The organism is Vibrio sp. V19_P1S1T109 (assembly GCF_002241375.1).
Taxonomy (GTDB): Bacteria; Pseudomonadota; Gammaproteobacteria; order Enterobacterales; family Vibrionaceae; genus Vibrio; species Vibrio anguillarum.
Genome location: NZ_NDIM01000284.1, coordinates 1 through 11,105 on the forward strand (window position 1 = coordinate 1; position 11,105 = coordinate 11,105).

The 11,105-nt window shown below is 45.6% G+C and carries 12 protein-coding genes; 6 read left to right on the forward strand and 6 right to left on the reverse strand.

Going from position 1 to position 11,105, the window contains the following annotated elements:
• A partial coding sequence (locus B9J87_RS13775) for an outer membrane beta-barrel protein (RefSeq protein WP_254918142.1) occupies positions 1–568 on the reverse strand: 568 nt, incomplete at its 3' end.
• Positions 569–702: 134 nt separating this feature from the next.
• On the opposite strand from B9J87_RS13775, the gene cydH reads away from it, so the two are divergent.
• Positions 703–792 (forward strand): cytochrome bd-I oxidase subunit CydH, encoded by a 90-nt coding sequence (gene cydH / locus B9J87_RS13780; protein WP_094123948.1) that lies wholly within the window; start codon positions 703–705, stop codon positions 790–792.
• 18 nt (positions 793–810) lie between these two features.
• Positions 811–2,010, forward strand: a complete 1,200-nt coding sequence (locus B9J87_RS13785) for a patatin-like phospholipase family protein (RefSeq protein WP_094151270.1) — start codon at positions 811–813, stop codon at positions 2,008–2,010.
• Positions 2,011–2,028: 18 nt separating this feature from the next.
• On the opposite strand, the gene pyk is transcribed toward B9J87_RS13785, so the two are convergent.
• Complete coding sequence (pyk, locus tag B9J87_RS13790) at positions 2,029–3,477, reverse strand: pyruvate kinase (RefSeq protein WP_019280910.1); 1,449 nt, start codon at positions 3,475–3,477, stop codon at positions 2,029–2,031.
• 279 nt (positions 3,478–3,756) lie between these two features.
• Here pyk and mlc point away from each other — a divergent pair, with 279 nt between their 5' ends.
• Both mlc and B9J87_RS13800 read left to right on the forward strand, forming a co-directional pair.
• Complete coding sequence (gene mlc / locus B9J87_RS13795; protein ID WP_013856420.1) at positions 3,757–4,974, forward strand: sugar metabolism global transcriptional regulator Mlc; 1,218 nt, start codon at positions 3,757–3,759, stop codon at positions 4,972–4,974.
• A gap of 90 nt (positions 4,975–5,064) precedes the next feature.
• On the forward strand, positions 5,065–6,009 hold the full coding sequence (locus B9J87_RS13800; protein ID WP_013856421.1) for a chemotaxis protein CheV: 945 nt from the start codon (positions 5,065–5,067) through the stop codon (positions 6,007–6,009).
• Positions 6,010–6,136: 127 nt separating this feature from the next.
• On the opposite strand, the gene B9J87_RS13805 is transcribed toward B9J87_RS13800, so the two are convergent.
• Positions 6,137–6,880: a YciK family oxidoreductase gene (locus tag B9J87_RS13805; protein ID WP_017048556.1), complete on the reverse strand. Its 744-nt coding sequence runs from the start codon at positions 6,878–6,880 to the stop codon at positions 6,137–6,139.
• Positions 6,881–6,970: 90 nt separating this feature from the next.
• Between B9J87_RS13805 and sohB the strand changes: the two genes are divergently transcribed.
• A complete protein-coding gene (gene sohB, locus B9J87_RS13810; protein WP_094151273.1) occupies positions 6,971–8,032 on the forward strand; it encodes a protease SohB in 1,062 nt (353 codons plus the stop codon).
• 64 nt (positions 8,033–8,096) lie between these two features.
• Here the strand turns inward: sohB and rrtA are convergent, their stop codons facing one another.
• Positions 8,097–8,690, reverse strand: a complete 594-nt coding sequence (rrtA, locus tag B9J87_RS13815) for a rhombosortase (RefSeq protein WP_094151276.1) — start codon at positions 8,688–8,690, stop codon at positions 8,097–8,099.
• 3 nt (positions 8,691–8,693) lie between these two features.
• On the opposite strand from rrtA, the gene B9J87_RS13820 reads away from it, so the two are divergent.
• Positions 8,694–9,302: a tRNA-uridine aminocarboxypropyltransferase gene (locus B9J87_RS13820; protein WP_064625702.1), complete on the forward strand. Its 609-nt coding sequence runs from the start codon at positions 8,694–8,696 to the stop codon at positions 9,300–9,302.
• A gap of 49 nt (positions 9,303–9,351) precedes the next feature.
• Here B9J87_RS13820 and B9J87_RS13825 read toward each other — a convergent pair whose 3' ends face one another.
• Both B9J87_RS13825 and yfbR read right to left on the reverse strand, forming a co-directional pair.
• Positions 9,352–10,677: an anti-phage deoxyguanosine triphosphatase gene (locus tag B9J87_RS13825; protein ID WP_029388086.1), complete on the reverse strand. Its 1,326-nt coding sequence runs from the start codon at positions 10,675–10,677 to the stop codon at positions 9,352–9,354.
• Positions 10,678–10,735: 58 nt separating this feature from the next.
• Positions 10,736–11,105 (reverse strand): 5'-deoxynucleotidase (gene yfbR / locus B9J87_RS13830; protein WP_094151279.1); only part of this gene is annotated, 370 nt, incomplete at its 5' end.

Here is an 11,105-nt window from a genome sequence, read left to right on the forward strand (position 1 = left end):
GGCCGATATTAGCCGAAAATTGATTGATCCAATCAGATTTAAAACGAATCGCGCACGTTTCTGAAGAGGGCCGTGTGCAGGTTGCTGAAGTTTCGTTGTCAACAGAGGTACCTAACCAACGCACTTGGCTATTCAGCGCAATGTTATCGGTAAAGGCATACTCAAAACCCCCAAACAAGCTTGAAGAAAAACCATATTTATCTTTAGCCCAGTCAACATCCGTATAAGAACCACCGATACCTAGGCCTATATAAGCGGTCAATTGTTGGCTTGTCGGATAATAAATGCTGCTTTGAAAGTGGAGATAATGGATGTTGGCATCCGCGTTAATGGTTTCAACAGAGGTGTTTTGAGTGGCATAAAACAGACCAATTCGGCCTTTTTCGTAATCAGTTTCTATAGCGAGGCCATAACCAGAGGAAGCTTTTAAATCGTATTCATTGCTGGCTTGATCCTCGACTTCCCCCCCAATGATATACCCAAAAAAGGGAGAGACGATGACTTGCGCTTGTGCATAGTGAGCAGATAAAGCTCCTATGATAAGAATGATTTTATTGTATTGATGCATAATTATTAACCTAAGCCACTTTTTAACGATTAGGTTATTGTGATAGTAACTCCATAATTGTGCACGAAAAACCAACGATTCTTGAAGATACTTCACACTGATGTTATTACTTTGTTATATGATAGGAGGTGGCTATGGAACTTGATCTAAAATATGCATTAGTGATTACTGCAACGGTCTTTACTATTCTCGTCGGTTTTGGTTTGATCGCTATCAGCCATTAATCAACGAGGGTTCTGCTGATGAACACTAGTGGAACTATCTCTGATAAAGAGACGAGAGCGGATTTAGATCGGCTCTCGAAGTACATTGGAGGAAAAAATGCATTGGTTGCCCAAGGTGGTGGCCAAAGAGGTATTTTTACCGCAGGTGTGTTAGATGCGTTCCTTCTTTCCAATTTTGACCCCTTTGATGAATTTTATGGCACCTCTGCAGGTGCATTGAATTTGTGCGCTTACCTATGCCGTCAGCATGGGTTAGGCAAGGCTTTTATTTTAGAACTCACCACGGATGCTAATTTTTTTAATCTATTTAGCTACGTTCGGCGTAAGCAGTTCATGAACTTGGATTGGGCTTTAGATCGCATATCGGAATTTCCTTATCGGTTGGATGTCGATATGGGAGCCCAAGTCCTTGCGAAAAGAAAAGCTTATGCTGCTGTTACCTCAGCACACTCACTCCACGACCATTATTTCCCGATATTAGAAAGTAACTGGCGAGAGGTGTTGATTGCCACCTGTGCGATTCCCCGCTTATATCCGCATGAAGTCAAGCTGGGTGATGACCTATATATTGATGGTGGAGTATCGGCATCAATTCCAGTTCAGGAGGCATGGCGTAGAGGTGCCCGTTTTGTTGCGGTAATCCGCACTGAATGCCCTGATGTCGACGCGGTAGAGAGTGGGTTACCGATGAAGCCGTTGCCTTCTGCTAAGCCTTACAACGAGGCTCATTGGCTACATGAACCTTTGCAAAACATTCAAGGTCAGTGGCGACAAAAATTGTCTTACTGGAAGCAAGAGTGGAGTGGTCTTCTCCATCAACAAATAGAACGTTCTAAGCTACAAAAATGTGAGCAAATGAATTTGGATCTACTCAATGGTGGACGCTGGTTATTTGGCGCTGATGATATTTATCGCTTGAGTCATTTAATTGGTGACAAGTTTGATTCGGGGTTAGCGGATATGTTAATGGTGCATTACCAAACTTATTCTCTTACTCAAGAATTTTTGCGTGCGCCGCCGGATGATGTTTACATCCTACAGATTGTGCCCAGCGAACCATTGAGGTCAAGATCTCTCTTAAGCAGCAGAGAAGATCTGCTTTATGATTATGAGCTGGGACTGACGGCGGGTTATCGCTTTATCGACCAATTTAACCAAGCGCAGTCGGCATATCAGTCCCGTATTGCATCATCGGATTATTTTCCCCGCGACAATTAAGTCAACGGGGAGCACGGGTTATTCAAGGACCGGCAGGATACGCATGCAGTTGGTTGACCCTTCGACATCCATAATGTCACCTTGAGTGATGATCACTAAGTCACCGAACTCTAACAATTTTTTCTCCTTAAGCGTATTGAGAGCTGCAACGGCCACATCAAAACCAGTATCTGCTTTGGTATCAAAATAGACGGGTGTGACTCCCCGATATAGAGCGCAGCGGTTTAAACTTCGTTCATTGGGCGACATAGCAAAGATAGGCAGTACAGAATTTAAGCGTGAGGTCATAAGCGCTGTTCTTCCTGATTCGGTCAGAGTCACCATGGCTTTGATTCCTTCCATGTGATTGGCCGCATAGATAGTGGACATCGCAATGGTCTCTTCAGCAGTCACAAACGAAGTATCGATTCGGTAATTTTGTTGGCTAGCTTCGATCATTTTTTCCGCGCCGACACACACTTCGGCCATCGAACGAACCGTTTCTACTGGGTATTTCCCAGCAGCAGTTTCACCTGAAAGCATCACCGCATCGGTTCCGTCAAGCACCGCATTGGCAACATCCATTACCTCCGCGCGGGTTGGCATTGGGTTCTCTATCATTGACTCCATCATTTGTGTTGCTGTGATCACTACTCTATTGAGTGCCTTAGCGCGGCGGATCAGCTTTTTCTGCACACCAACCAGCTCAGGATCACCAATTTCTACCCCCAAGTCACCACGAGCGACCATGATCACATCGGAGGCCATAATGATGTCATCAATATTGTGATCACTGGCCACGGTTTCTGCCCGTTCCACTTTCGCCACGAGCTTGGCCTCAAGGCCTGCATCACGAGCGAGGCGGCGAGCGTATTTCATATCTTCGCCATTGCGAGGAAATGAAATGGCTAGATATTCAACCTGTATTTCGGCGGCGAGTAGTATGTCTCGTTTGTCTTTTTCGGTCAGCGCTTCCGCCGATAAACCGCCACCCTTTTTGTTGATGCCTTTGTTATTTGAAAGTGGACCACCGACGGTGACTATGGTGTGTATTTTAGCACCATCGACTGCTGTGACGAGTAGTTGTACTCGTCCGTCGTCCAATAGCAGCAAGTCATCTTGTTGCACATCTTGTGGTAGTTTTTTGTAGTCAATGCCAACCGAATCTTGGTCACCTTGCCCTGGGGGGAGCTCTGCATCAAGAACAAATCGGTCACCTTCATCTAAGTAGACTTTTCCTTCTTTAAATGTGGAGACCCTAATTTTTGGTCCTTGTAAATCACCAAGTAAAGCAACATGGCGACCCAACTTAGCAGCGATAGCTCTTACTCGTTGCGCTCGCAGTTTATGGTCCTCGGAGCTACCATGTGAAAAATTCATGCGCACAACATTTGCGCCAGCTTTGATAATCGCCTCTAATATCTCGCCTTTGTCTGTTGATGGGCCTAAAGTAGTCACGATTTTTGTTCTTCTTAACACAGCGGTCATTGTGTTCTCCTGATGGGGCGGGAATCTAGATTGAGTATATGCAAGATCTGGCGAAAGAAAGGGGATAAGAGTGAAATTTATCGACAGGTGTCAGATGATTTTTGTCACAAAAAAAGAGGAGTTTCATATTTTTTGAATGTAAACAAATGGCAGTTTATTGGCTAAATACACGAAGATCTAGGTATATCCGTGATGCTTGTCACGGCAATATACTAAAGCGCTTCACAATTACTTCGCAAAGTAAAAAAATTGGCATGTTATTGATTTCTGGAGCTCCCAATGTATATGGCGCAACCAGGCCATATTGATCATATCAAACAGGTCAATGCTGGTCGTGTATATAAACTCATTGACCAAAAAGGTCCCATTTCTCGCATCGATTTATCGAAGGAGAGTGAGCTTGCTCCGGCAAGTATTACCAAAATTACTCGTGAGTTAATTGAAGCTCATTTAATCCATGAAACGACAGTACAAGAAGCGATCAGCCGTGGCCGCCCAGCCGTTGGTTTACAAACCAATAATGAGGGATGGCAATTTTTATCCATGCGTTTAGGGCGTGGTTACCTAATTATTGCCCTGCATGAGTTGGGTGGTGAAGTGTTGATCGACACCAAAATTGAGATCCATGAGCTAGACCAAGATGACGTGCTCGCTAGGTTGCTTTACGAAATTGAAGAATTTTTTCAAACCTACTCGTCGCAATTGGATCGAGTGACGAGTATCGCAATTACCTTGCCCGGTTTAGTGAATTCAGAGCAAGGGATTGTGCTGCAGATGCCTCATTACAATGTGGAAAATCTGGCTCTTGGTCCTGAAATTTATAAGGCGACGGGCCTACCTGTATTTGTGGCAAATGATACCCGAGCTTGGGCACTGGCTGAAAAGTTGTTTGGCCATTCGCAAGGCAATGAAAATTCGGTTCTTATCTCTATTCACCACGGTTTAGGGGCCGGCATTATCCTCGATGGCAGGGTGCTGCAAGGTCGGCACGGGAATATCGGTGAGTTAGGTCATATCCAAATTGATCCGCACGGTAAACGTTGCCATTGTGGCAATATTGGCTGTTTGGAGACAGTCGCCAGTTCGCAAGCAATTCGTGAAGAAGTGGCGCTGCGTATTGCAAACGGTGAGGTTTCATCATTGACTGAGCACAGTGAAATCACTATTGAAGATATCTGTGAGGCCGCAGCAGAGGGTGACCCATTAGCGGTGGATGTGATAGAGAAACTAGGACGTTATTTAGGGGCCGCAATCGCAATTGTGATCAACCTATTTAACCCAGAAAAAATTCTTATCGGTGGTGTTATCAACCAAGCTAAGAACGTGTTATACCCTGCATTGCAAAAATGCATCGAAGAGCAGAGCTTACCTGTCTATCATCAAGATCTCGAATTAGTGGAATCACGTTTTTATAAACAGGCAACCATGCCCGGTGCGGCTTTGATTAAACAAGCTCTCTATGATGGACTTTTGCTGATGAAAGTTGTCGAAGGTTAATTTTTTTGCGGTTAGATCATTTATATTTTTTACAATTAACCCATATGGCTATACTGTTATGTGAGTTCACTATAATTTTCGGGATTTCGTATGTCAGGTGTTTTAAATACGGTTGACCAGCGCACCAATCTTGTCGGAGAGAATCGACTTGAGTTGCTTTTATTCAGCTTAAATAGCCGGCAAATTTTTGCGATCAATGTATTTAAGGTGAGGGAAGTGATCAAAGTTCCTCAGTTAACGAAATTACCCGGTTCTCATCATAATATTACGGGTGTAGCCTCATTGAGGGGAGTGCCAGTTCCTGTCATTGATTTGCGCAGTGCGATCGGTTTTCCTCCATCTCGCTTGGATAGCCAAGAACAGAACCTCATCATCACTGAGTACAATCGAACCATTCAAGGTTTTTTGGTTGGGCAAGTTCGCAATATTATCAATACCGCATGGACTGAAATTCAGCCACCACCGCGTTTAGCTGGCCGTTCTAATTACCTTACCGCTATCACCCATGTTAAAGAGGTCAACAGTAGCCATATTGTTGAAATCATTGATGTTGAAAAAGTGTTAGCTGAGATTATTGATTATGACGTTTCTATCTCAGAAGGCATTCTTGATCATGATTTGGTTGCGGAGATGGTCGGGCGAAAAATTCTGATTGTGGATGATTCTTCAACGGCTCGTAACCAAATAAAAGGGACGCTCTCACAGCTTGGTTTGGAAATTGTCGAATGCAGAGATGGCTTAGAAGCATTGAATCTTCTGAAGTCGTGGAGCGATGAAGGAAGAGATGTAACGAGTGAGCTTTTACTGATGATCACCGATGCTGAAATGCCAGAAATGGACGGCTATAAACTGACTTCCGAGATCCGTAATGATCCGAGAATGAAATCACTATTTATTACGTTAAACACGTCACTCAGTGGCAGCTTTAATGAAGCCATGGTACAAAAAGTGGGTTGTGATCGTTTTATCTCTAAATTCCAACCCGATTTATTAGTACAAGTGGCACAAGACCGATTACGTGATGTGCTTTCGTAAGACTTTTTAACCATCATTACAACAAAGTCGTCTCTAATGTGCCGGCATGAAATAGTGATTTTTACCTCAAACGACAATGCCTTGCTGATGAGGCAAGGCATTGAAAGATTAAGAAAAAGCTAAGCCATTACTTTTTCGGTTGTGCATCGATACATTGACCATTCACGGCTTGGCTTTCCGGCGCCATTAAATAGAGATAAAGCGGCATGATATCTTTAGGCGTTTTCAACAACTCCACATCTTCAGCGGGATAAGCTTTGGCACGCATGCCAGTGCGCGTGCCACCGGGATTAATTGCATTCACTCGAATTGACGTGTTGCTTAGCTCATCAGCTAGCACTTGCATCATCCCTTCTGTGGCGAATTTTGACATAGCATAAGTGCCCCAAAAAGCACGACCATCATGGCCTACGGTTGAAGACGTAAATACAATCCGCGCATCTGGAGATTTGTGCAGCAATGGCAGCGCCGCTTGGCTGAGTAAGAATTGCGCTTTGACGTTGACCTGCATGACATCGTCATAAGAATCTTCACCGATCTGATCAAACGGGCTGATCACACCCAAAAGTCCCGCGTTATGTAGCACACCATCTAAGCGACCAAACTGCTCTGCAATGGTATCGATCATATCGAGATAATGTTGCTTGGTGGCTCCTTTCATGTCCAGTGGAACAATCGCAGGTGTTGCGTAGCCAGCGTTTTCTATCTCATCATAAGTTTGTTCTAACTTTTTCACCGTGCGGCCGAGCAAAATGACGGTTGCGCCGTGGGCTGCATAGCTGATGGCGGCTTGTTTACCGATACCGTCGCCAGCACCTGTAACTAAAATGACTCTATCTTTGAGGGCATCTGCAGAAACTGAATAATCCACCTTGTGCTTCCTTATTGTTATGATTTGCTTTAAGTCTTCGTGACAAGGTGGTTACAATACACCAAATCAAAACCTATGAGGATTAGGACGTTGGAATTTTTATTGGACTACGGCCTATTTTTGGCCAAGATTGCGACAATCGTCGTCGCTCTTGTTGTGCTATTGGTCATTGTGAAATCAGTGGGCGGAAAAAACAGCGCGCAGAAAGGCGAGCTGGAAGTGGTGAATTTAACCGAGCGTCATAAAGAAATGGTCGAGCAGATGGAACACCATCTGCACGATGATGCTTTCTTGAAAGCTCGCGATAAAGCAGAAAAGAAAAGCGAAAAAGAGAAAAACAAAGTACGTGACAAAGCGATCAAAAAAGCGGCCAAAGAGGGAGCGCTAGATACCAAACGTGAACCGCATCTCTTTGTCTTGGATTTCAACGGCAGTATTGATGCCAAAGAAGTGAGTTCGCTACGCGAGGAAGTGACCGCCATTCTCGCCGTTGCTCGGCAAGGTGATGAAGTATTGCTGCGTTTAGAGACTGGCGGTGGCATGGTGCATGGTTATGGTTTGGCTTCTTCGCAGCTCGATCGCATTAAAGCAGCTGGGTTACCCCTAACCATCGCAGTTGATAAAGTGGCCGCCAGCGGTGGTTATATGATGGCGTGTATTGCTGATAAAATTGTGGCCGCTCCTTTTGCGATTGTCGGTTCCATTGGCGTTATCGCGCAACTACCTAACTTTAATAAACTGCTTAAAAAACATGACATTGAATTTGAACAGTTGACCGCAGGTGAATACAAACGCACGCTGACTATGTTTGGTGAAAACAGTGATAAAGCGCGCGATAAGTTCAAGCAAGAACTCGAAGAGACTCACGAACTGTTTAAAGATTTTATCCACGAGCATCGCCCAGCGCTTGACCTTGAGAAAGTGGCCACTGGCGAACACTGGTTTGGGACTCAAGCTCAAGAGCTCGGTTTAGTCGATGAGATCAAAACTTTTGACGACTTAGTGGTTGCTGCGTGTAAAGATAAAACGGTACTGGCAATCCATTATGTGCAGAAGAAAAAACTGACTGATAAATTGGCTGGCGTTGCGGGCGAAGCGGCCGATAGCGTGCTTCTGAAATTGATCAGTCGCGGTCAACGGCCAATCGTTTAGGTTAGGCGCGTCTTTCTCGAAGCAGGCAGATTATTTTTCGGAGAGTATTAAGCGGAGAAGTGCGTTACTTCTCCGTTTTTTTTGATCTCAGCCATTCACCGATGGCGAGTATCAACCCGGCCAACATGCCTGCTAAATGCGCTTCGATAGCCACGCGTGCATTAATAAGCTCACTGGTGTTACTTGAAGCGCCGAAAATTTGTTCCCAGACAACTTTGACAATAACACCAACCACCAACAGCCAACTGCTGCGACGCCCTTGCAGTGCTTCTTGCAGCGCCAAATAGGCAAACATTCCATGGAGCGCGCCTGAAAGGCCGACATAGACTTGCATACGGCTCAAAAAAAGGCTGACGCCTACCATCAGGCCGGTTGCCAGAAGGCTGATTAACCATTTTTTACTGCTCGGCTGAAACACAAAATGGATAATCCACAGCCCTGCGAGGTTCATACCAAGGTGTGTAAAGTTGGTGTGTGTGAAATTTCCTGTTAGGATCCGCCACCATTGGCCCGCTTCAATGGCAGGCCGATTCCACGCACTGAGGGCGGCCAGTGGCGGCCATTGCAACCCCAAGCAGACCAAGCTGATAGCAAGTAGTGCAAAATAACGATTTTTTTGATGGTTTATGTTTAGTAAGCAAAGGCGAAAGTAATTCACGTTATGTCTCGATACTGTTCTCAATGTGGTAAAGCGCGAAAAGCCTGCATCTGTTCTTTGATCGTACCGCTTTCCTCGTCGGTCGAGCTTATCATTCTTCAACATCCGACAGAAGAACATCGCCCAATGGGTACAGCCCGAATTCTCGATTTATCTTTAGCCAATTGCAGGCGCTTTGTTGCCGAAGATTTTAGCCAGCACACTCAGCTGAATGAGTGCTTAGCTGAGCCGGATGTGCTCAACTATGTACTTTACCCGCATGAGACTGCGCAGCCCGTGTCGGCTATGAACATCAACGCTGATACCAGAAAAGTACGAGTTATTTTACTCGATGGTACTTGGAAGAAAGCGTATAAAATGTGGCAACTCTCGAGCAATTTACATTCGCTAGCGTGTTTGCACTTGCCGACCGATCTCAAAGGCAATTATCGCATTCGTAAAGCACCGAGTGAAAACAGCTTATCGACCGTTGAAGCTGGTTTTCATATCTTGTCATTGCTTGAGCCTCGGCAAAATTTTCAACCGCTCCTTGATGCTTTTGATGCGATGGTTGCCTTTCAAATTAGCCAAATGCCAGCTGGGGTTTTTAAGCAAAACTATATCAGTGAGTAACCGCTATATCAGTGAGTAACGGTGGCAGAAGCTACCACTCAACCAGCCATTAATAGTGATTATGAGCTGAGAACAGTTGTTGATGGAGCCTTTGCGCATAGCCATCGGTCATAGCCGAAATATAGTCACAGATGACGCGCATACCATCGTCTTCATTAGTTTGGGCTTGCCATTTACCGCGCGTTGTTTCTGGCAGTAAGCGTTCAGGATCGGCGCTCAGTGCTTCAAATAGATCCATGATGATCTGCTGGCCTTTGTATTCAAAACGCTGCACTTGCGGAATTTGAATCACATATTGGTTCACAAATGATTTCAGTACTTCCAGCGCGGCGGCCATATTGGGTTCTAAATAGGCGTTGAAGGCGAGTAATTCATTCTCAAAATGCGCATCAACGGCTTGAATATGAATGCTAGTCAGTAGCGCATTAACAATCCCGCCAATCGCATCTTTACGACGATAATGTTTGCCTGCAAACAGCATTTCACTGATGGAAGCGATGTGTTCTTCAAACCACGCATCGCCGCATTCGGCCAGTTTCGAGGCTGCGGCCTCTTGCCACTGTTGGCGAGTCACCATGCCAAGCACGATGGCATCTTCTAAATCGTGCACGCCGTAGGCAATGTCATCGGCCAGCTCCATGATTGAGCAATCGAGTGATTTAAAGCGAGTCTTGTGATGTTGATAAGGCGTTGCGGGCTGACCACGCATTTGACTGAGCAGGGCTTTATCTTGCGCAGAGAGCGGCTCCGTTACCCAACAAAAAATCGCGTGATCGCAATCGTATATTCCCTTAGCGGGCGACCACTCTTTAGCTTTCAACTGACGCTGGTGAGCGACTGCATTGGGTTGCTGTACGGCGCGAGTTTGGCTCAGCAGTGCAGGATATTTTAATAAGCCCAGCACAGTGCGGCGCGACAGGTTCATACCATGGTGTTCGGTGTAGGGCTCTAAGCTGGTCACAATTCGAAAGGTTTGCGCGTTGCCTTCAAAGCCGCCGTGATCGCGCATCATATAATTGAGCGCCACTTCGCCGCCATGACCATAAGGAGGATGGCCGATATCATGCGCTAGGCATAAGGAATCGATCAAACTATCCGAAGGCAGCAAATCACGAAACTCTGGTTGCTTGAGTTTAATTTGCGCCACTATACCAGTGCCGAGTTGCGCGGCTTCTAAGGAGTGAGTGAGGCGAGTGCGATGGAAATCATTCAAGCTAGTGCCATGTACTTGAGTTTTGGCTTGCAAGCGACGAAATGCTGCCGAGTGAAGAATACGTGCCCGATCGCGTTGGAAAGGGCTGCGGTGATCATCGCGGCGGATTTTATGCTCATCATCTTGGCGTTCAAGCCATTTGGGGTCAATGGATATATCCATGCCATCTCCTGCAGTACATTTATGTTTTTCAAACACTTAACAAGTAACTTAGCGTGAGTTAGCTGATCTCGTCCAGCGTTAATTCGAAACTAGGGGCAAAGGTATTGAGAAAATACTCCATCTCAGGTGTATGGCGATCTCGTAAGGTGACGTCTAAACGTTTTTTGGCCAGCGCATATTCATGGTTGCCCGCGCTGAGTTCTTCTAAGCATTTGAGATAGGCGCAGAGTGAATCTGCCTGTTTGACTATCGCCACATCTTCAGGGTGCGCGGCGTCTGAAACGAGATATGGAGCAAAATCCTCACGCAGCTCTTCAGGCAACATCGAGAGCAGTTTTTGTTCGGCAGCGGCTTCTATTTTTTTGTATTCTTTAGCAATATCGGGGTTGTAGTATTTAACTGGTGTCGGAAGATCACCCGTCAACACT